The organism is Parabacteroides sp. An277, assembly GCF_002159645.1.
Classification (GTDB): Bacteria; Bacteroidota; Bacteroidia; order Bacteroidales; family Tannerellaceae; genus Parabacteroides.
In genome coordinates, this window is sequence record NZ_NFJB01000021.1 from 46,921 (window position 1) to 67,055 (window position 20,135).

General features: G+C 39.7%; 36 protein-coding genes. All 36 read right to left on the bottom strand.

The features are described from left to right. Position 1: 1 nt before the first annotated feature. Positions 2 to 616 (bottom strand): flavodoxin family protein, encoded by a 615-nt coding sequence (locus B5F77_RS09685; protein ID WP_087330235.1) that lies wholly within the window; start codon positions 614 to 616, stop codon positions 2 to 4. A gap of 105 nt (positions 617 to 721) precedes the next feature. After that, the gene (locus B5F77_RS09690; protein ID WP_087330237.1) at positions 722 to 1,138 is read right to left on the bottom strand and encodes an HU family DNA-binding protein; all 417 of its coding nucleotides are present in this window, start codon (positions 1,136 to 1,138) and stop codon (positions 722 to 724) included. A 260-nt stretch (positions 1,139 to 1,398) separates the two neighbouring features. After that, positions 1,399 to 1,896: a 50S ribosomal protein L17 gene (gene rplQ, locus B5F77_RS09695; RefSeq protein ID WP_087330239.1), complete on the bottom strand. Its 498-nt coding sequence runs from the start codon at positions 1,894 to 1,896 to the stop codon at positions 1,399 to 1,401. 7 nt (positions 1,897 to 1,903) lie between these two features. Further along, positions 1,904 to 2,896 carry a DNA-directed RNA polymerase subunit alpha gene (locus B5F77_RS09700; RefSeq protein ID WP_087330241.1) on the bottom strand — a complete coding sequence of 331 codons (993 nt, stop codon included), beginning with the start codon at positions 2,894 to 2,896 and terminating at the stop codon, positions 1,904 to 1,906. 11 nt (positions 2,897 to 2,907) lie between these two features. After that, entirely contained in the window at positions 2,908 to 3,513 is a 606-nt protein-coding gene (rpsD, locus tag B5F77_RS09705) for a 30S ribosomal protein S4 (protein WP_087330243.1), read from the bottom strand. 127 nt (positions 3,514 to 3,640) lie between these two features. Then, complete coding sequence (gene rpsK, locus B5F77_RS09710; protein ID WP_087330245.1) at positions 3,641 to 4,030, bottom strand: 30S ribosomal protein S11; 390 nt, start codon at positions 4,028 to 4,030, stop codon at positions 3,641 to 3,643. A 13-nt stretch (positions 4,031 to 4,043) separates the two neighbouring features. Continuing rightward, positions 4,044 to 4,424 carry a 30S ribosomal protein S13 gene (gene rpsM / locus B5F77_RS09715; protein ID WP_087330247.1) on the bottom strand — a complete coding sequence of 127 codons (381 nt, stop codon included), beginning with the start codon at positions 4,422 to 4,424 and terminating at the stop codon, positions 4,044 to 4,046. Between the two features lie 33 nt (positions 4,425 to 4,457). Then, the gene (gene ykgO / locus B5F77_RS09720) at positions 4,458 to 4,574 is read right to left on the bottom strand and encodes a type B 50S ribosomal protein L36 (protein WP_022457110.1); all 117 of its coding nucleotides are present in this window, start codon (positions 4,572 to 4,574) and stop codon (positions 4,458 to 4,460) included. An 11-nt stretch (positions 4,575 to 4,585) separates the two neighbouring features. Continuing rightward, positions 4,586 to 4,804 carry a translation initiation factor IF-1 gene (gene infA / locus B5F77_RS09725; RefSeq protein WP_005634776.1) on the bottom strand — a complete coding sequence of 73 codons (219 nt, stop codon included), beginning with the start codon at positions 4,802 to 4,804 and terminating at the stop codon, positions 4,586 to 4,588. 9 nt (positions 4,805 to 4,813) lie between these two features. Then, positions 4,814 to 5,599, bottom strand: a complete 786-nt coding sequence (map, locus tag B5F77_RS09730) for a type I methionyl aminopeptidase (protein WP_087330249.1) — start codon at positions 5,597 to 5,599, stop codon at positions 4,814 to 4,816. A 5-nt stretch (positions 5,600 to 5,604) separates the two neighbouring features. Continuing rightward, positions 5,605 to 6,945 (bottom strand): preprotein translocase subunit SecY, encoded by a 1,341-nt coding sequence (gene secY, locus B5F77_RS09735; protein ID WP_087330251.1) that lies wholly within the window; start codon positions 6,943 to 6,945, stop codon positions 5,605 to 5,607. A gap of 3 nt (positions 6,946 to 6,948) precedes the next feature. Then, the gene (gene rplO, locus B5F77_RS09740) at positions 6,949 to 7,395 is read right to left on the bottom strand and encodes a 50S ribosomal protein L15 (protein WP_087330253.1); all 447 of its coding nucleotides are present in this window, start codon (positions 7,393 to 7,395) and stop codon (positions 6,949 to 6,951) included. A 24-nt stretch (positions 7,396 to 7,419) separates the two neighbouring features. Continuing rightward, on the bottom strand, positions 7,420 to 7,596 hold the full coding sequence (gene rpmD / locus B5F77_RS09745) for a 50S ribosomal protein L30 (RefSeq protein WP_087330255.1): 177 nt from the start codon (positions 7,594 to 7,596) through the stop codon (positions 7,420 to 7,422). Between the two features lie 14 nt (positions 7,597 to 7,610). After that, positions 7,611 to 8,129, bottom strand: coding sequence for a 30S ribosomal protein S5 (gene rpsE / locus B5F77_RS09750; RefSeq protein ID WP_087330257.1), 519 nt, complete (start codon positions 8,127 to 8,129; stop codon positions 7,611 to 7,613). Positions 8,130 to 8,134: 5 nt separating this feature from the next. Then, positions 8,135 to 8,479, bottom strand: a complete 345-nt coding sequence (rplR, locus tag B5F77_RS09755; protein ID WP_087330259.1) for a 50S ribosomal protein L18 — start codon at positions 8,477 to 8,479, stop codon at positions 8,135 to 8,137. Between the two features lie 23 nt (positions 8,480 to 8,502). Then, positions 8,503 to 9,057, bottom strand: a complete 555-nt coding sequence (gene rplF, locus B5F77_RS09760; RefSeq protein ID WP_087330262.1) for a 50S ribosomal protein L6 — start codon at positions 9,055 to 9,057, stop codon at positions 8,503 to 8,505. 15 nt (positions 9,058 to 9,072) lie between these two features. After that, positions 9,073 to 9,468: a 30S ribosomal protein S8 gene (gene rpsH / locus B5F77_RS09765; protein ID WP_087330264.1), complete on the bottom strand. Its 396-nt coding sequence runs from the start codon at positions 9,466 to 9,468 to the stop codon at positions 9,073 to 9,075. Between the two features lie 52 nt (positions 9,469 to 9,520). Further along, complete coding sequence (gene rpsN / locus B5F77_RS09770; protein WP_087330266.1) at positions 9,521 to 9,790, bottom strand: 30S ribosomal protein S14; 270 nt, start codon at positions 9,788 to 9,790, stop codon at positions 9,521 to 9,523. Positions 9,791 to 9,792: 2 nt separating this feature from the next. After that, positions 9,793 to 10,353 carry a 50S ribosomal protein L5 gene (gene rplE, locus B5F77_RS09775; RefSeq protein ID WP_087330269.1) on the bottom strand — a complete coding sequence of 187 codons (561 nt, stop codon included), beginning with the start codon at positions 10,351 to 10,353 and terminating at the stop codon, positions 9,793 to 9,795. Next, a complete protein-coding gene (gene rplX, locus B5F77_RS09780) occupies positions 10,353 to 10,673 on the bottom strand; it encodes a 50S ribosomal protein L24 (protein WP_087330271.1) in 321 nt (106 codons plus the stop codon). Before rplX ends, rplE begins: the two co-directional genes overlap by 1 nt. A gap of 20 nt (positions 10,674 to 10,693) precedes the next feature. Next, positions 10,694 to 11,059 (bottom strand): 50S ribosomal protein L14, encoded by a 366-nt coding sequence (rplN, locus tag B5F77_RS09785; protein WP_087330273.1) that lies wholly within the window; start codon positions 11,057 to 11,059, stop codon positions 10,694 to 10,696. A 1-nt stretch (position 11,060) separates the two neighbouring features. Continuing rightward, entirely contained in the window at positions 11,061 to 11,318 is a 258-nt protein-coding gene (gene rpsQ / locus B5F77_RS09790; RefSeq protein WP_087330274.1) for a 30S ribosomal protein S17, read from the bottom strand. Positions 11,319 to 11,323: 5 nt separating this feature from the next. Then, positions 11,324 to 11,521: an uL29 family ribosomal protein gene (locus B5F77_RS09795; protein WP_087330276.1), complete on the bottom strand. Its 198-nt coding sequence runs from the start codon at positions 11,519 to 11,521 to the stop codon at positions 11,324 to 11,326. Between the two features lie 6 nt (positions 11,522 to 11,527). Then, positions 11,528 to 11,962, bottom strand: a complete 435-nt coding sequence (gene rplP / locus B5F77_RS09800; RefSeq protein WP_087330278.1) for a 50S ribosomal protein L16 — start codon at positions 11,960 to 11,962, stop codon at positions 11,528 to 11,530. A gap of 19 nt (positions 11,963 to 11,981) precedes the next feature. Next, positions 11,982 to 12,713, bottom strand: a complete 732-nt coding sequence (rpsC, locus tag B5F77_RS09805) for a 30S ribosomal protein S3 (RefSeq protein WP_087330280.1) — start codon at positions 12,711 to 12,713, stop codon at positions 11,982 to 11,984. A 7-nt stretch (positions 12,714 to 12,720) separates the two neighbouring features. Continuing rightward, positions 12,721 to 13,131, bottom strand: a complete 411-nt coding sequence (rplV, locus tag B5F77_RS09810; RefSeq protein ID WP_087330282.1) for a 50S ribosomal protein L22 — start codon at positions 13,129 to 13,131, stop codon at positions 12,721 to 12,723. Between the two features lie 38 nt (positions 13,132 to 13,169). Further along, the gene (gene rpsS, locus B5F77_RS09815; RefSeq protein ID WP_005634738.1) at positions 13,170 to 13,439 is read right to left on the bottom strand and encodes a 30S ribosomal protein S19; all 270 of its coding nucleotides are present in this window, start codon (positions 13,437 to 13,439) and stop codon (positions 13,170 to 13,172) included. 20 nt (positions 13,440 to 13,459) lie between these two features. Next, a complete protein-coding gene (gene rplB, locus B5F77_RS09820; RefSeq protein WP_087330283.1) occupies positions 13,460 to 14,284 on the bottom strand; it encodes a 50S ribosomal protein L2 in 825 nt (274 codons plus the stop codon). Between the two features lie 8 nt (positions 14,285 to 14,292). Beyond that, positions 14,293 to 14,586, bottom strand: a complete 294-nt coding sequence (gene rplW / locus B5F77_RS09825; RefSeq protein ID WP_087330285.1) for a 50S ribosomal protein L23 — start codon at positions 14,584 to 14,586, stop codon at positions 14,293 to 14,295. A gap of 13 nt (positions 14,587 to 14,599) precedes the next feature. Further along, a complete protein-coding gene (gene rplD / locus B5F77_RS09830) occupies positions 14,600 to 15,229 on the bottom strand; it encodes a 50S ribosomal protein L4 (protein WP_087330287.1) in 630 nt (209 codons plus the stop codon). Further along, positions 15,229 to 15,846, bottom strand: a complete 618-nt coding sequence (rplC, locus tag B5F77_RS09835; RefSeq protein WP_087330289.1) for a 50S ribosomal protein L3 — start codon at positions 15,844 to 15,846, stop codon at positions 15,229 to 15,231. Before rplC ends, rplD begins: the two co-directional genes overlap by 1 nt. 20 nt (positions 15,847 to 15,866) lie before the next feature. Further along, the gene (gene rpsJ / locus B5F77_RS09840; protein WP_005634728.1) at positions 15,867 to 16,172 is read right to left on the bottom strand and encodes a 30S ribosomal protein S10; all 306 of its coding nucleotides are present in this window, start codon (positions 16,170 to 16,172) and stop codon (positions 15,867 to 15,869) included. 22 nt (positions 16,173 to 16,194) lie between these two features. Beyond that, positions 16,195 to 18,324 (bottom strand): elongation factor G, encoded by a 2,130-nt coding sequence (gene fusA / locus B5F77_RS09845; RefSeq protein ID WP_087330291.1) that lies wholly within the window; start codon positions 18,322 to 18,324, stop codon positions 16,195 to 16,197. A gap of 28 nt (positions 18,325 to 18,352) precedes the next feature. Then, complete coding sequence (rpsG, locus tag B5F77_RS09850; RefSeq protein WP_087330293.1) at positions 18,353 to 18,829, bottom strand: 30S ribosomal protein S7; 477 nt, start codon at positions 18,827 to 18,829, stop codon at positions 18,353 to 18,355. A gap of 150 nt (positions 18,830 to 18,979) precedes the next feature. Beyond that, positions 18,980 to 19,384 carry a 30S ribosomal protein S12 gene (rpsL, locus tag B5F77_RS09855; protein ID WP_022454561.1) on the bottom strand — a complete coding sequence of 135 codons (405 nt, stop codon included), beginning with the start codon at positions 19,382 to 19,384 and terminating at the stop codon, positions 18,980 to 18,982. Positions 19,385 to 19,686: 302 nt separating this feature from the next. Next, positions 19,687 to 20,135: hypothetical protein (locus B5F77_RS15725; RefSeq protein ID WP_162607980.1), on the bottom strand; the 449-nt coding region annotated here is incomplete at its 5' end.

The window sequence follows — 20,135 nt, forward strand, 5'->3', positions numbered from 1 at the left end:
ATTACCGTATAAAGCTCGTCATAATCCCTTGCTCTCGCATAGGTATCGACTGTCCTCCGTTCTTCAGGCTTTTCAACACCCACGCCATATTATTCCCCAGCGTCCGCATGGTCTGCAATCCTTCGGCATCCTGCCAAGCTTCTCCACACAAACGACCATGTACGCTGTTCCAGTATTGAGAACTGACAACTGGCATATTACTAATTGTAAAATACTTGTTCAGGCGGTCAAACGTCGCACTCGCCCCTCCTCGCCTGCACACAGCTACCGATGCCGCAGGTTTATATTGCAACAAGGACGAGGCGGAATAGAATAGCCTGTCAAGCAAAGCGCAAAGCGAGCCGTTAGGTCCTGCATAATAAACAGGAGAACCAATGACGATGCCATCCGCACGCTCTAACTTTTCCCTTACCTTATCATACAATTCATCCCTGAACACGCACCTGCCCAGTTCCATGCATCGGTTACAAGCAATGCAACCTTGCACCGCCTTTGTACCAATAGACACGATTTCTGTTTCTATCCCATTTGTTTCAAGCGCCTTCGCTACTTCCGACAAGGCAATGAACGTGTTCCCCTCGCCCCGCGGACTTCCATTGATTAATAATACTTTCATCAAATATCCTCCGTATTTTTATCTAGGCAAAAGTAACGTAAAAGCCCCACAACAGCATTGCCGTAAAGCTCAATATGCATTGCTGGAAAGCTCTATGCCATGTCATCAAGGAAGAGGTTCGTCCGAATCTGCAACCTCAATCCACTCCAAATCCTTATCAATCAGGGTCCGTTCCGTAATCTTATTATGCAATCCCCGGCGATATTCCGGGATAAAACGAACCCGGACATCCGTAATCATATCTGCCTTAAGCTCTTCTGGAGTATCCGTACCCTTCTTTTTCGTCTGGCACTTCAAATAAAACGTACCAACCCCTTTCAATTTAACAGACCTTCCTGCGGCCATTAATTCACCTAACACACCTCCTAATTGTACCAACACGGCATACACATCGCCCGGACTTACCGTAGAACGCTGCGCTAAAATATCAGCCACATCGTCTATTGTCGCCGGCTTTTGCAGATTCACGGCCACCGCATGCCATTTCCCATCGCTCAATTTCTTCTTCTTAAAAAAAGCCATATCAAATCTCCTTTCCACAATAATGATTATCTCATTTCAGTACTAAGAACTAGCAAAAGTGCCGCTTTTGCTATACAAAAGTGCCACTTTTGACTGGCAATATCGGCACTTTTGCTATCCATCATCGGCACTGATGCTATCTCTTACTGCAAAAATAACTATTTCTTTCCAGACTGGCAATCCGCAAAAAAGAAAACCGTTCGCCATCCCAAAGGATAACGAACGGCCCATCAATATAGCTCGAATAGAATAGTTCTTTATTATTCAGCCGCTTTCTCTTCTGAAGCCGGAGCTTCCACTGCAGCCTCCGTAGCCGGAGCTTCAGCAGCAACCGTCGATTTCTTACGAGAACGACGCGTACGAGTTGTCTTCTTAGCAGCCGTATCTTTCTTCATATTATCGTTGTAATCAACGAGTTCAATGAAGCACATAGCCGCATTGTCACCCAGACGATTTCCCGTTTTGATGATACGCGTATATCCACCCGGACGTTCCGCAATCTTCTGAGAAATTTCCTTAAACAACTCCGTTACAGCATACTTATCGTGCAAAGTAGCAAACACCATACGACGTGAATGCGTCGTATCATCCTTTGAACGCGTAATCAACGGTTCTACGAATTTACGCAACGCCTTAGCCTTAGCCACCGTTGTAAAGATTCGTTTATGTTTGATTAGCGAACAAGCCATGTTTGAAAGCATCGCGTTACGGTGAGTGCTTGTACGCCCTAAATGATTAATTTTTCTATTGTGTCTCATCGTTTACTTATTCTTTATCTAATTTATATTTCGAGATATCCATACCGAATGAAAGGTGCAAACTTTCCAGCAGTTCGTCCAACTCAGTAAGAGACTTCTTACCAAAGTTGCGGAACTTCAACAAGTCATTCTTATTGAATTTCACCAATTCACCCAATGTCTCCACATCAGCCGCCTTCAAACAATTCAAAGCACGGACAGAAAGATCCATATCAGAGAGCTTGCTCTTCAGCAATTGACGCATATGAAGCACTTCTTCATCGAATTCCTCATTTCCATCATTGTCGACCGTCTCGATGGCAATCTTCTCATCCGAGAACAACATAAAATGATGAATCAGAATTTTCGCTGCTTCTTTCAAAGCTTCTTTCGGATGAATAGAACCGTCTGTGGCTATTTCAAGAACCAACTTTTCGTAGTCCGTCTTCTGCTCAACACGGAAGTTTTCAATCGAATACTTGACGTTGCGTATCGGCGTATAAATGGAATCGATTGCAATAACATGCACATCGTCATCCGGTTTCCGATTCTCATCCGCCGGAACATAACCACGCCCCTTATTAATCGTCAACTCAATTTGAAAACTAGCATTCGGATCCAAATGACAAATAGTCAAATCCGGATTCAAGACATCGAATCCTGTCAACTGTTTACCTATATCACCGGCGTTGAACACTTCCGAACCCGAAACAGTAATACTTACTTTTTCATTCTCAATGTCATCCACAATATGTTTGAAGCGCACTTGCTTCAAATTCAAGATAATGTTCGTTACATCTTCAATCACGCCAGGAATCGTATCAAATTCATGATCAACCCCTTCGATTTTGATAGACGTAATAGCAAACCCCTCCAATGAAGACAAGAGAATTCGGCGTAAGGCATTACCAATCGTAATGCCATAACCAGGCTCCAACGGACGGAATTCGAACTTGCCGAAAAAATCATCCGCTTCCAACATTAATACTTTATCGGGTTTTTGAAATGCTAATATCGCCATGGAATCAATTATTATTTAGAATACAACTCTACGATCAACTGTTCTTTGATATTTTCAGGGATATCAGCTCTTTCAGGCAAGTGTAACAATTTACCACTCATAGAAGCCTGATCCCATTCAATCCAAGGATATTTACTGTGGTTGAAACCAGCCAATGCATCCGCAATCACTTCCAAAGACTTAGACTTTTCACGAACACCAATAATCTGACCGGGCTTAACCGCATAAGAAGGAATATTTACCACTTGACCATCAACCGTAATATGACGGTGAGAAACCAACTGACGTGCTGCAGCACGTGTAGGAGCTATACCTAAACGATATACAACATTATCCAAACGGCCTTCCAAAAGTTGCAACAGAACTTCACCTGTAATACCTTTTGAACGAGAAGCCTTCTCAAACAAATTTCTAAACTGTCTTTCTAAAACGCCATAAGTATATTTAGCTTTCTGTTTCTCACGAAGCTGAATGCCATACTCAGATGTTTTTCTTTTACGAGTATTACCATGCTGTCCAGGAGGATAATTCTTCTTAGAAAGAACTTTATCCGCACCGAAGATAGCCTCACCAAACTTACGGGCAATTCTTGTTTTTGGTCCAGTATATCTTGCCATTTTCTTATTGTTTTTTTAATGTTCTAACAGAATCGGAATCATGCAGCCGCGATTACAGAGAGGATAAGGTCAATATGCAATCAAAATCACAATTCCTGATTCTATATTCAAGAAACTAAATAATTAATTATACTCTTCTCTTCTTAGGAGGACGACAACCATTGTGTGGCAATGGAGTAACATCAATAATTTCTGTCACCTCAATACCTGCACCATGAATAGTTCTAATAGCTGATTCACGACCATTACCTGGTCCCTTTACATACACTTTCACCTTACGCAAGCCCAAATCATAAGCCACTTTAGCGCAATCCTGCGCCGCCATTTGAGCAGCATACGGAGTATTCTTCTTCGAACTTCTAAAACCCATTTTACCAGCAGAAGACCAACTGATAACCTGCCCTTCGCTATTTGCTAAGGACACAATAATGTTATTAAAAGAAGAATGAATATGAGCTTGACCGAATGCATCAACTTTTACATTTCTTTTCTTTGCTGCGACTGTTTTCTTTGCCATATCTCAACTCTTATTATTTAGTAGCTTTTTTCTTATTTGCAACTGTTTTCTTCTTTCCCTTGCGTGTACGAGAATTATTCTTCGTCTTCTGTCCCCGCAAAGGCAATCCCAAACGATGACGAACACCTCGGTAGCAACCAATATCCATCAAGCGCTTAATATTCAATTGAACCTCGGAACGTAAATCTCCTTCAACTTTATATTCAGCACCAATTATTTCACGAACTTTAGCTGCTTGATCATCTGTCCAATCTTGGACTTTGATATCACGATCAATTCCTGCTTTCGCCAAAATAGAGTTAGCTGCACTACGACCAATACCATAAATATAGGTCAACGCTATTTCACCTCTTTTGTTCTGTGGTAAGTCAACACCAACTATTCTTATAGCCATATCTACTTAAATTATTTTGCAAAAGTAATAAAATTATCCCTGACGTACCTTATACTTCGGGTTTTTCTTGTTAATTACATACAAACGTCCCTTTCTTCTTACTATTTTACATTCGGGAGTACGCTTTTTCAATGATGCTCTTACTTTCATATTTCGTTATTTTATTTATATCTAAAAGCAATTCTTCCTTTCGAAAGATCATATGGAGACATTTCTACACGCACCTTATCTCCTGGTAAAATCTTAATGTAATGCATACGCATCTTCCCAGAGATATGAGCGGTTATTTCATGTCCATTTTCCAGTTCCACACGAAACATCGCATTCGACAATGCTTCGACTATTACACCATCCTGTTCAATTGCTGACTGCTTTGCCATATTAAAAAATTAAATTGCGTTACTGTCTAAAACCTCTTTGATATAATCAAATGAAGATAGAATCTGAGGTCCATCCGGGCGTATTGCAATGCAATGTTCAAAATGAGCTGAACATTTACGATCCTTTGTACGAACTGTCCAACCATCTCTTTCAAACACAACATTCTTACTACCCATATTTATCATTGGTTCAATACATATACACATGCCGCTTTTTAATAAGGGACCGCATCCGCGTCTTCCGTAATTAGGGACTTCCGGTTCTTCGTGCATCTTTCGTCCAATTCCATGTCCGACTAACTCTCTAACAACAGAGTAGTTATGAGATTCACAATATGATTGCACCGCATGACTTATATCGCCCAATCGTCTTCCATCTAACGCAGTTTGAATACCTAAATACAAAGCCTCCTTTGTTACCTTCAAAAGTTGCTTAACAGCATCAGTGACTTCACCTACACAAAAAGTATATGCAGAATCACCAACAAAACCATTCAATACTGTACCACAATCTATCGATACAATATCGCCTTCTTTCAAAATAGTTTTTGAAGAAGGTATACCATGAACCACTTGCTCATTAACTGATGTACAAATAGAATTAGGAAAACCGCCATATCCTAAAAAAGCGGGAACAGCACCATTGTCCCGAATAAATTCCTCCGCTACTTTATCCAATTGCAACGTCGAAACCCCCGGTTTTACATGTTTAGCAAGCTCACCTAACGTTTTTCCTACCAGTTGATTCGCTTCCCGCATCAACTCTATTTCTTCATCTGTCTTAAAATAAATCATAGAGATTAATAAGCTCCAACAGTTCCTGAACGACCTTTAATTCTACCAGATTTTAATAATCCATCATAATGACGCATCAGCAAATGACTCTCAACCTGTTGTAAAGTATCAAGCACAACACCAACCAAAATCAACAAAGATGTTCCTCCAAAAAACTGAGAGAAAGCCATACTTACACCTGCTAACTGAGCAAATGCTGGCAATATAGCAACAATAGCTAAAAAAATAGCACCTGGCAAAGTTATACGATCCATAATTGCATCCAAATAATCCTTTGTTTGCTTTCCTGGCTTAACTCCCGGAATAAATCCATTATTTCTCTTCAAATCATCTGACATCTGGGTTGGATTAATTGTAATAGCTGTATAAAAATAGGTAAACAGAATTATTAAAACAGCAAATACAAAATTATACCAAAATCCCGTATTATCCATAAATGCAGCCCAAAAACCTGATTGCTCACCTGTACTAGAAAAACCGACAATAGAAATAGGTATAAACATGATAGCTTGAGCAAAAATAATAGGCATCACATTCGCCGCATTTACCTTCAAAGGTATATATTGGCGAGCACCACCATATTGTTTATTACCTACGATTTTCTTAGCATATTGAACAGGTACTTTGCGTGTTCCCTGAACCAACATTATTGCTCCAGCAATTACTAATAGTAAAAATAACATTTCAAACAAAAACATAACCAATCCACCTGTTTTTTCACTTGTCCGAGAAATAAACTCCTGGAAAAGAGAATGAGGCAAACGAGCTATAATACCTACTAAAATAATAAATGAAATGCCATTTCCAACACCTTTATCAGTAATTCGTTCTCCTAACCACAGGATAAACATACTACCGGCAGCCAAAATTATTGTTGATGAAATAGTAAACCAAATTCCACCTGGCAAAGATGCACCCACAGCCTTTAACTGTACACTTAAATTTACCAAATAGGTAGGACCCTGAAACAACAATATCGCAACTGTCAAATAACGAGTCCACTGGTTAATTTTTCTATGCCCACTTTCTCCTTCTCTTTGCAATTTTTGGAAAGAAGGCACTGCTATTGCCAATAATTGCATAACAATTGAAGCAGAAATATAAGGCATTATACCTAATGCAAAAATAGAAGCATTAGAAAATGCACCTCCGGAGAACATATCCAACAAAGCCATTAAGCCACCACTGGTCTGTTCCTGCAAAGCAGTCAAAGCTTTTGGATCAATACCTGGAAGAACAACAAACGTACCAAAACGGTATATTACTACCAATAAAAGAGTAGTGAGGATCCGATTCCTCAGATCCTCAATCTTCCAGATATTTTTTATAGTTTCAACAGCTCTCATAGACTAGAGTTTAACAACGACACCACCTGCATTTTGAATTGCAGTTTCTGCAGATTTTGAAAATGCATGAGCTGCAACTTCCAATTTCAGTGTCAAATTTCCATTTCCCAAAATCTTCACATTCTGAGAAGTTGACACAAAACCTGCACTAATTAACTCTTCAATGCCAATCTTTGACAAATTTCGAGTTTCTGCCAATTGTTGCAAAGTGGATATATTAATTGCCTTATATTCAACACGATTAATATTCTTAAACCCAAATTTAGGCAAACGACGCTGTATAGGCATCTGACCTCCTTCAAAACCTATTTTATTTTTATAGCCAGATCTAGATTTAGCTCCTTTATGACCACGAGTTGAAGTTCCTCCTAATCCTGATCCAGGACCACGACCTATTCTTTTTCTTGTTTTGACAGAGCCTGCCGCAGGTTTTAAACTTGACAAATTCATATCTATACGATTTTATATCAATTATTACTTTTCAACTACTACCAAATGTTTCACTTTCTCTACCATCCCTAAAATAGAAGGAGTAGCTTCATGTTCCACGATATGGTTTAGCTTTCTCAAACCCAGCGCATCCAAAGTTCTCTTTTGGTCCTTAGGGCATTTAATTCTACTTTTTACTTGTTTAATTCTAATTACCGCCATAAAAAACCTCCCTATTAACCTCTAAATACTTTTTCAACAGAAACACCACGATTCTGAGCAACTGTAAAAGGACTTCTCAATTCACCTAAAGCTGCAATTGTCGCTTTAACCAAATTGTGAGGATTCGAAGAGCCCTTTGACTTTGCAAGCACATCAGTAATACCTACACTTTCCAAAACTGCACGCATAGCACCTCCAGCTTTTACTCCAGTTCCGTGAGAAGCCGGCTTAATCAAAACTTTTGCACCGCCAAATTTAGCCAATTGCTCATGAGGAATAGTTCCTTTATGAACTGGTATGCGGATTAAATTTTTCTTTGCTGATTCAACGGCCTTAGCAATAGCAGTCGTTACTTCACCTGCCTTACCTAACCCCCAACCAACAATGCCATCCTCATTACCAACTACAACAATAGCAGCAAAACTAAAAGTACGCCCACCTTTTGTTACTTTGGTTACACGATTTATAGCAACTAATCTATCTTTTAGTTCTAAATCACTAGTTGATTTAACTCTATTATAAACTCCTATCATTTCCTTTAAAATTTAAGTCCGCCATTACGTGCAGCATCAGCTAATTCCTTAACTCTACCATGATACAAGTAACCATTACGATCAAAAACAACTGACTGAACACCGGCCTCTTGAGCTCTTTGAGCAATCAATGTTCCAACCTTCACTGCTATTTCCTTCTTAGAGGCTTTTTCTTCCATTTTTAAGGACGAAGCAGATGCTAATGTTTTACCTGTCGTATCGTCTATTACTTGTGCATAGATTTGCTTATTGCTTCTAAACACAGTCAAGCGAGGGCGTTCTGCAGTTCCTGAAATTTTAGCTCTTACGCTCGCTTTTATTTTTAATCTTCTTTCTTCTTTCGTTGTCATGATAAATTCAGTTTACATACAAATTATTTACCTGCAGATTTACCTGATTTTCTACGAATTTCTTCGCCAACAAAACGAATACCTTTACCCTTATAAGGCTCCGGCATACGGAATGAACGAATTTTAGCACATATCTGCCCCAACAACTGTTTATCAGCAGATTCCAATATAATTAAAGGATTCTTATTACGTTCCGTTTTCGTTTCAACTTTGACTTCATGCGGCAATTGCAAATAAATATTATGAGTATATCCTAACGATAAATCCAATACTTGCCCTGCATTTGACACACGGTAACCAACGCCTACCAACTCTAACTCTTTCTTATAACCCTCAGACACACCCACAACCATATTGTGAATCAACGCACGGTATAATCCATGTAATGCACGATGAGTTTTGTCATCAGTCGGACGTACTAAATGAATTGCACCATCTTCAACAACAACCTTAATATCTGAATTCACTAACTGAGAAAGCTCTCCTTTAGGACCTTTTACAGTTACAAGATTCTTATCATCAACGCTAACAGAAACACTAGCTGGTAGCAAAATTGGCAACTTTCCTATTCTAGACATTCTTTCTTCCTCCTATTAATAAACATAACACAAAACTTCGCCCCCGATTCTCTGCTCTCGAGCTTCCTTATCTGTCATTACTCCCTTAGAAGTAGAAAGAACTGCAATTCCTAATCCATTCAATACGCGAGGCATATCTTTATATCCCGCATATTTACGCAAACCAGGAGTAGATACTCTTTCAAGTTTCTTAATCGCATTTACTTTATTTACCAAATCATACTTCAAGGCAATCTTAATTGTACCTTGAGGTCCATCTTCAACGAATTTAAAATTCAGAATGTAACCTTTCTCAAAAAGAATTTTTGTAATTTCTTTTTTCAAATTAGACGCCGGCACTTCAACAACTCTGTGCTTCGCCTTAATTGCATTTCGCAATCTTGTCAAATAATCTGCTATAGGATCTGTCATATTAATTATATATTAAATTGATCCGGACAATCCGGACAATATTTAAACATTCTTACCAACTAGCTTTCTTTACACCAGGAATTAAACCCTGCGAAGCCATCTCTCGCAACTGAATACGAGAAATTCCAAACTGGCGAATATAGCCTTTGGGACGCCCCGTTATCTTACAGCGATTATGCAATCGAACAGGAGAAGCATTCTTAGGCAATAATTGCAATGCTTCATAATTACCTTCTGCTTTTAACTGAGCTCTCTTTGCAGCATATTTCGCTACCAACTTAGCACGCTTTACCTCGCGAGCTTTCATTGATTCTTTGGCCATAATTACTTACTATTTTTATTGTTTTTAAAAGGTAAACCGAACTCTTTCAACAAAGCATAACCTTCTTCATCCGTTTTAGCCGAGGTTACAAAGGTAATATTCATTCCCAATATCTTCGTAATATTATCAATATTAATTTCTGGGAAAATTATTTGTTCTTGAACACCTAATGTATAATTACCACGACCATCTAACTTACTTTCAATGCCTTTAAAATCACGAATACGCGGTAAAGCTATACGAACCAATCGCTCTAAGAATTCGTACATTTGCTCACGACGTAATGTCACCATTACGCCAATAGGCATTTTCTTGCGAAGTTTAAAATTAGAAATATCCTTTTTTGAAACAGTCGCAACAGCTTTTTGCCCTGTTATTGCAGTTAATTCATTAATAGCTACATCTATAATTTTTTTATCGGCAGTAGCCATTCCTAAACCCTGATTAATCACAATCTTTTTCAAAACAGGAACCTGCATAACAGATTTATATCCAAATTCCTTCATCAAAGCAGGAACAATTCTGTCCTGATATTCTTTCTTAAGACTGGCAGTATTGCTCATTATTTAATTTCCTCCCCTGATTTTTTTGAATAACGTACTAAAACACCATCACTATTCAACCTACGACCTATGCGTGTTGGCTTACCCGTTTTTGCATCTAACAAATTTAAGTTAGAAATATGAATGGGAGCCTCTTTCTTCTCTATTCCACCTTGAGGATTTTTCGCATTAGGCTTCGTATGCTTCGATACCAAGTTAATACCTTCTACTACAGCCCGATTTTCCTTCACCAAAACCTGAAGGACACGTCCTGTTTTCCCTTTGTCATTACCGGTATTAACAAAAACTATATCGCCTTTCTTAATATGTAACTTACTCATTATTCGAAAATTTTCAACGATTAAAGTACCTCCGGTGCCAATGATACAATCTTCATATTGGTCGCACGCAATTCTCTCGCAACAGGGCCAAAAATACGACTACCACGAATATCTCCCGCACCATTTAACAATACACAGGCATTGTCATCAAAGCGAATATAAGAACCATCTGCCCGACGAATTTCTTTCCTTGTCCGCACAATAACAGCCTTAGATACAGCACCTTTCTTAATATCACTCGAAGGAATAACACTTTTAATTGCTACTACTATCACATCACCAACAGTGGCATAACGCTTTCCCGTACCGCCAAGAACACGAATACACAAAGCCTCTTTTGCACCACTATTATCCGCTACTACTAATCTTGATTCCTGTTGTATCATGTTATTTAGCCCTTTCGATTATTTGAACTAATCTCCATCTTTTAGTTTTGCTCAAAGGACGAGTCTCCATAATTCTTACGGTATCGCCTATATTACATTCATTCTTTTCATCGTGAGCATGATATTTTTTCGTTTTATTCACGAATTTACCATAAATGGGATGTTTTTCTTTCCATTTAACCGCAACAGTGATACTTTTGTCCATTTTGTTGCTAGTAACCACGCCCATTCTTTCCTTTCTCAAATTTCTAGTTTCCATCAAGCTCAATTATTATTAAGTTCTCGTTGGCGTAATTCACCTTTCATACGCGCAATCATTCTTCTCTGCAATTTTATTTGAGAAGGATTTTCACTCGGCGTAATTCGATGGTTAATTACTTTTTGTTCATAAGCAACAACCTCTGCATTTATTCTTTCTTTCAATTCAGAAGTTGTCAATTCTCTAATTTCTGCAATTTTCATAACCGATTACACATTTTGATTTTGGACATCATAATCACGTCGCACAACAAACTTTGTAGTAACCGGAAGTTTTTGTGCTCCTAAACGTAATGCTTCTTTAGCAACATCAAAAGGTACACCTTCAATTTCAAAAATCATCCGTCCAGGAGTTACAGGAGCTACAAATCCTTCCGGATTACCCTTACCTTTACCCATACGCACATCTGCAGGCTTCTTTGTAATAGGCTTATCAGGGAAAATACGAACCCAAACTTGTCCTTGACGTTGCATATAACGAGTAACAGCAACACGAGCTGCTTCTATCTGACGACCTGTAATCCAACGCGTCTCTAATGATTTTATACCAAAAGATCCGAAGGTCAACTGACTTCCACGTTGAGCAACCCCTTTAGCGCGTCCTTTTTGAGCCCTTCTGAATTTGGTTTTCTTTGGCTGTAACATTTCTTTTTAATTCAAAGGTTTAACGACTTACTTTTTTACGCTTAAAGCTCTTATCTCTACCATTGCCCATATCGTTACGACGGCCTAAATCCTTAGATGTTGTAAAAGAAGGAGCTAAATCTCTTTTCCCATAAACTTCACCTTTACAAATCCACACCTTAACACCAATCAAACCGACCTTTGTCAAAGCTTCTGCCAATGCATAATCAATATCAGCTCTAAATGTATGTAAAGGAGTTCTTCCCTCTTTATACATTTCAGAACGAGCCATTTCAGCACCATTCAAACGACCAGAAACTTGAATTTTTATACCTTCAGCTCCCATTCGCATCGTCGAAGCAATTGCCATTTTAATGGCGCGACGATAAGCAATCTTTCCTTCTAACTGCCTTGCGATATTATTAGCAACAATAACAGCATCAAGTTCAGGACGCTTTACTTCAAAAATATTAATTTGAACTTCCTTATCCGTGATCTTTTTCAACTCTTCTTTCAACTTATCAACTTCCTGACCACCTTTTCCGATAATAATCCCTGGCCGAGATGTACAAACAGTTATTGTTATCAATTTTAAGGTACGTTCAATTACAATACGAGATACACTAGCCTTTGCAAGACGGGCATTTAAATAATTACGAATCTTGCTATCTTCTAACAAAGTATCTCCGTAATTTTTGCCGCCATACCAATTGGAATCCCAACCACGAATGATTCCTAAACGATTACTAACCGGATTAACTTTTTGTCCCATCTACAAATCAATTTTGAGTATCTTTTTTACTAAGTGTATCAACAAACAACGTTACATGATTCGAACGTTTACGAATTCTGTAACCTCTTCCTTGAGGAGCTGGACGCATTCTCTTCAATGTAGCAGCACAATCTACACTTACTGCAGAAATATACAATTCACCAGCTTCTGCTTTACGTTCATTTTTTTGCTCCCAATTAGCAATTGCAGAACGAAGCAACTTTTCAACTCTTGCTGCAGCTTCTTTATTAGAAAACTTCAAAACACCAAGTGCACGAAATACTTCCATTCCACGAACCATATCCACAACTAAACGCATTTTACGTGGAGAAGTCGGCACATTTCGCAACTTTGCAAAATACATAGTCTTTTGGGCTTCTTTTCTTGCTTCAGCTGATATTCTTTTTCTAGCACCCATTTTTTTCGTTTTTTCAGTTTTAAATTCTTATAACCGAATTACTTTTTCTTATTACCTGCATGGCCACGGAATGTTCGCGTCGGCGAAAACTCTCCCAATTTATGCCCCACCATATTCTCGGTTACAAAAACAGGAATAAATTTATTTCCATTGTGAACTGCAATAGTATGGCCGACAAAGTCCGGCGAAATCATTGAAGCTCTTGCCCATGTCTTAACAACAGCCTTTTTGCCTGACTCATTCATAGCCAAAACCTTTTTCTCAAGCTTTACATTAATATACGGGCCTTTTTTTAATGAACGACTCATAGTATACTTAATTAATCAGATTATTTCTTTCTTCTTTCAATAATATATTTTGAAGAATGTTTCTTCGGAGCTCTTGTCTTCAAGCCCTTCGCATATAAGCCATTACGTGATCTTGGATGACCTCCAGAGGCACGTCCTTCACCTCCACCCATTGGGTGATCAACAGGGTTCATTACGACACCACGGTTATGTGGACGACGACCTAACCATCTAGAACGACCGGCTTTACCTGATTTTTCAAGACCATGGTCTGAATTTCCAACTGCACCAATTGTTGCCTTACAAGCAGCAAGAATTTTCCTCGTTTCACCAGAAGGCATCTTAATAATTGCATAAGCACCTTCTTTTGAAGTCAGCTGAGCAAAAGTGCCTGCAGAACGCACTAATTTTGCACCTTGTCCTGGACGAAGCTCAATATTGTGAATAATTGTACCTACAGGTATATTTGCCATTGGCAATGTATTACCTACTTCAGGTGCTACATCACTACCTGAAACCACTGTTTGGCCAACTTCCAAACCGTTCGGAGCTATGATATAGCTCTTTGCCCCATCAGCGTAATACAACAATGCAATCCGCGAAGTACGATTTGGGTCATATTCGATAGACTTCACTGTTGCAGGAATGCCATCTTTGTTTCTCTTGAAATCGATAATTCTGTACTTTCTTTTATGACCGCCACCGATATAACGCATCGTCATTTTACCGGTATTGTTACGACCACCTGTACTCTTTTTACCTACAACAAGAGATTTCTCTGGTGTACTTGCAGTGATTTTATCAAATGCACCAATAACTTTGTGTCTCTGCCCCGGTGTAGTGGGCTTCAATTTACGTATTCCCATTTTTACTTTTAGATATTACTAAAGAAATCTATTGTTTCTCCTTCCTTCAATGTAACAATTGCTTTCTTAAAAGAAGCTTGCTTACCATTAATAATTCCTGATTTAGTATAACGCATTTTCCGCTTTCCAGAATAATTAATAGTATTAACGCTCACAACTGTCACATTATACATTTCTTCTACAGCTTTTTTAATCTCCAACTTATTAGCATCAGGAGACACACGAAAGCCATAACGATTAGCAAACTTTTCAGTAATAGCCGTCTGCTTTTCTGTTACAATTGGTTTAATAATTATACCCATTTCTATTTACTCCTTATGCTTTAAATTGTTCTTCTATAGCTGCAACTGACTTTTCAGTCAAAATAACACTTGCTGCGTCCAAAACAACATAAGTATTCAACCCTGCTACTGTCGCTACTTTTGTCTTCGGAATATTACGAGCAGACAAATATACAAATTTATTACTTTCAGGTAAAACCATGAGTAACTTTTTGTCTGACATTTTTAGATTTTTAATAATTCCCAGAAAATCTTTTGTCTTAGGAGCTTCAAAAACAAAATCTTCTACGACCACAATTGCATTGTTTTTTGCTTTATAAGATAAAGCCGACTTACGAGCCAAACTCTTAACTTTCTTATTTAATTTGAACTCATAACTTCTGGGTCTTGGACCAAATACTCGACCACCACCAACTAACAACGGAGAATTTATATCACCTCGACGTGCACCACCTCCGCCTTTCTGACGAATCAACTTACGCGTACTACCAGAAACCTCGCTTCTTTCCTTCGACTTATGAGTTCCTTGACGCTGATTGGCCATATACTGCTTTACATCCAAATAAATAGCATGGTCATTTGGCTCAATACCAAAAATGGCATCACTCAAAGTCACTTTTCTTCCGGTATCTTCTCCTTTTATATTATATACACTCAGTTCCATTACTTTTCAATTAAAACGATTGAACCTTTTGCCCCGGGAATAGATCCCTTTACTAATAAAAGATTATGCTCCGGCAAAACTTTAATAACTTGCAAATTCTGGACAGTAACACGTTCATTTCCCAACTGTCCTCCCATTCGCATTCCTTTAAACACCTTAGCCGGATAAGAACAAGCACCTATAGATCCTGGTTTACGCGCACGATTATGCTGACCATGTGTTGTCTGTCCCACACCACCAAATCCATGGCGTTTCACAACACCTTGAAATCCTTTACCCTTCGATGTTCCAATTACATCTACAAAGCCTGCGTTTTCAAGATAATCAACAGTGATCACATCGCCCAATTTGTACTCTGTTTCAAAATTTTTGAACTCAGCCAAGTATCGCTTGGGTGTTACATTGGCTTTTTTAAAGTGCCCCAATTCTGGCTTTGTAAGATGCTTTTCTTTTTCATCCACAAAACCTAATTGCAAAGCTTCATAGCCATCCTTCTCCAGCGTTTTAATCTGTGTAACAACACAAGGACCTACTTCGATAACAGTGCATGGAAGATTTTTTCCCTCGGCACTGAAAACGGACGTCATTCCGATTTTTTTTCCTAACAATCCTGGCATTTCACTAACAATTTAAATAATTACACTTTAATTTCTACTTCTACACCGCTCGGCAATTCTAACTTCATCAACGCATCAACAGTCTTAGCCGTCGAGCTATAAATGTCAATCAATCTCTTATAAGAAGACAACTCAAACTGTTCACGAGACTTCTTGTTAACGAATGTAGAACGGTTTACTGTAAAGATACGTTTATGAGTAGGAAGAGGTATCGGACCGCTCACTACTGCTCCCGTAGCTTTTACCGTCTTTACGATTTTCTCGGCAGATTTATCTACCAGAGAATAATCGTAAGACTTCAATTTAATTCTGATCTTTTGACTCATGTTTATATTAAGTATTTCAATATTATTTGATCAAATCAGCACGACCTTGAACTTCAGTCAATACTTGCTTAGCAATTGCAGAAGAAACTTGCGCATAGTGCGAGAATTGCATAGAAGAAGTAGCACGACCAGAAGTAATCGTACGCAAAGCCGTCACGTATCCAAATGTTTCTGCCAATGGAACTTTAGCTTTTACAATACGAGCACCCGTACGGCTTGTTTCCATTCCTTCAACCTGACCACGACGCTTATTCAAGTCACCGATAACATCACCCATACTTTCTTCCGGAGTTACAACCTCCATCTGCATAATAGGTTCCATTAATACAGGTCCGGCCTTTTCACACGCATTCTTGAATGCTTGAATAGCTGCAATTTCAAATGATAACTGGTCTGAGTCTACGGGGTGGAAAGAACCATCAATCAATGTTACTTTCAACTTGTCCATTGAGAAACCGGCCAACACACCATTCTTCATTGCCTTTTCAAAACCTTTCTGAACAGAAGGAATAAACTCCTTAGGAATGTTACCACCCTTTACTTCATCTATAAATTGCAAAGAACCTTCGAAGCCTTCATCTGCTGGTTCCAAACGAACGATGATATCTGCAAATTTACCACGACCACCTGACTGCTTCTTGTATACTTCACGAAGTTCAACCGGCTTAGTGATAGCTTCCTTATAAGTAACCTGAGGCTTACCTTGGTTACATTCTACTTTGAACTCACGACGCAAACGGTCGATGATGATATCCAAGTGAAGCTCACCCATACCGCTAATTACCGTCTGACCCGTTTCCTCATTTGTTTGAACACGGAAGGTCGGATCCTCTTCAGCCAACTTAGCTAATCCCATACCTAACTTATCCAAATCTTTCTGCGTCTTCGGTTCTACCGCAATACCAATCACAGGATCCGGGAATTCCATTGATTCAAGTACAATCGGATGATTTTCATCGCACAAGGTATCACCTGTACGGATATCCTTAAATCCTACACCTGCACCAATATCACCGCAACCGATTACTTCCATCGGGTTCTGCTTGTTTGAATGCATTTGGAACAAACGAGAGATACGTTCTTTCTTGCCTGAACGTGCATTCAACACATACGAACCAGCAACCATTGAACCTGCATACACACGGAAGAAGCACAAACGGCCCACATAAGGGTCTGTGGCAATCTTAAATGCCAAAGCCGTCAACGGCTCTTCAAACAAAGGCTTACGAACAACCACCTTTTCCGGGTCTCTCGGATCTGTACCTTCAATAGCCGGTGTATCTTCCGGGCTCGGCAAATAAGCACAAACGGCATCCAACAACGTTTGAACACCTTTGTTCTTAAACGAAGAACCGCAAATCATCGGGTTGATCTGCATCGACAACGTACCCTTACGGATAGCAGCTTTGATTTCCTCCTCTGTAATAGTCGAAGGATCATCGAAGTACTTTTCCATCAACGCGTCATCGCATTCTGCCAATGTTTCGAGCATTTTGTCTCTCCATTCTTCAGCTTCAGCTTGCAATTCTGCCGGAATTTCTTCTACAGAATACTCAGCGCCCATGGTTTCATCATGCCAATAGATGGCCTTCATCTTCACCAAATCTACGACGCCTTTGAAGTTTTCTTCCGCACCGATAGGGATTTGGATTGGACAAGGAGTAGCTCCCAGTACCTCTTTCACTTGGCGAACAACTTCAAAGAAGTTAGCACCCGAACGGTCCATTTTGTTTACATAACCGATACGCGGTACATTATACTTATCTGCCTGACGCCATACGGTTTCCGACTGAGGTTCTACACCGCCTACTGCACAAAACGCAGCCACAGCGCCATCCAAGATACGCAACGAACGTTCTACCTCGACCGTAAAGTCCACGTGCCCCGGAGTATCAATCAAGTTGATCTTATATTTCTCATCGTTGTACTTCCAGAAAGTAGTTGTAGCCGCAGAAGTAATCGTGATACCACGCTCCTGCTCTTGCTCCATCCAGTCCATCGTGGCAGCACCATCATGTACTTCACCAATCTTATGCGTCAAACCTGTGTAGAAAAGAATACGTTCCGAAGTAGTAGTCTTTCCTGCATCGATATGCGCCATAATACCGATATTTCGGGTATATCTTAATTGTTCATCAGCTTTTGTTGCCATTGTATATCTTTCTAAATGATTTCACAAATTAAAATCTGAAATGTGCAAATGCGCGGTTTGCTTCTGCCATACGGTGCATATCTTCTTTACGCTTGAAAGCACCTCCTTGGTTGTTGAAAGCGTCTACAATCTCAGCAGACAATTTATCAGACATCGTCTTGCCTCCACGCTTCCGTGCAAAAATAATCAGATTCTTCATCGAAATAGACTCTTTACGATCCGGGCGGATCTCAGTAGGAACTTGGAAAGTAGCGCCACCCACGCGACGAGACTTCACTTCTACCTGCGGTGTGATATTGTCGAGAGCAGCTTTCCATATTTCAAGAGCAGACTTTTCTTCATTAGGCATCTTTGCCTTTACCGACTCCAATGCAGAATAAAAGATTTCAAATGCGGTATTCTTCTTACCGTCATACATCAAATGGTTAACGAATTTCGTTACCTTCACATCACCGAAAACAGGATCTGGTAATACCTGTCTTTTCTTTGGTTTTGCTTTTCTCATCTTTCTAATAAAATTTTGTTTTTGTCTTTGGTTGCCATCTATCGTCTTCAACGGTTCCGCCGAACCATTTACTCAACCTTGTTAGCCTATCCAAATACTCAAACCAGCTTTAATACTTACTTTAAAATTCTCAGTTTGAAAGGGGATAATTTATTTCTTTCCTTTTGCAGCAGGAGCAGCTCCCGGTTTCGGACGCTTCGCGCCATATTTCGAACGACGTTGCGTACGACCATTCACACCCGCTGTATCCAACGTACCGCGTACAATGTGGTAACGTACACCTGGCAAATCCTTTACACGACCACCACGTACCAATACGATCGAGTGTTCCTGCAAATTATGACCTTCACCCGGAATATAAGAGTTCACCTCCTTACCATTTGTCAAACGAACTCTGGCTACTTTACGCATCGCCGAATTCGGCTTCTTCGGGGTCGTCGTATACACACGTACACAAACGCCACGACGCTGCGGACATGAATCCAATGCCGGAGACTTTCCCTTCTCCACCAAAGTTTCCCTTCCTTTTCTAACTAATTGCTGAATTGTAGGCATTTTTCTTTCTTTGTTTTTATTCTAATTGTTTTTATACATTCTTTTTCATCTATTCTGGCATTTCCTGCAAGCGATTCACATACAGCAAATTGCCACACCTCTTTCCGAAAGGCGTGGCAAAGTTACTACATTATTCTAATACGGCAATCCAAGCCGCAAACTTTTTCCGTTTATTTAACATACTTTACATGAGTAGCGTGAGTTCTTCCGGGTACTCGATGACTACCAGCGTCTCAAGGGACGATTCAATCCCTACAAGCATATTAATTGTCCATTGTCAATTCTCCATTGTCCATTGTCAATTACCACAACGTGATGGGCTCCGGATATTCCACTACCAGCGGACTTCCGCCATCATACGTCTCAATCCGGACTTTGTATTGTCCTTCTGTCAAATCCGGCACCATGGTAAATTCGAAACTGTTTTCCGTGACGTTGGTGATAGTCGCCGGTTTAATCCATTCCGGATAATCCTGGTCGTTGATAAGCGCGACGACATGATCCAGCGTGCCGTCTTGTCCCTTCAGCGTAAATCCTTTATAGTTTACGCCGGTTTGCTTGCCTCGCTCGATTCGGTGCGGATTCTCCGGATCGCCTCCTTCCTTCTGGTAAACAGCTGTGATGGCCGGGGTTTCGGGTTCAGGCTCTTCCGGATTGGAGACAGTCGGGTCTTCTTCCTTTCCGCCCTTCGTGCCCGTCCGCAAATTGTAGGCCTTTTTCGCACTGTCTATTAACAGGTTGGTTTTCTGGA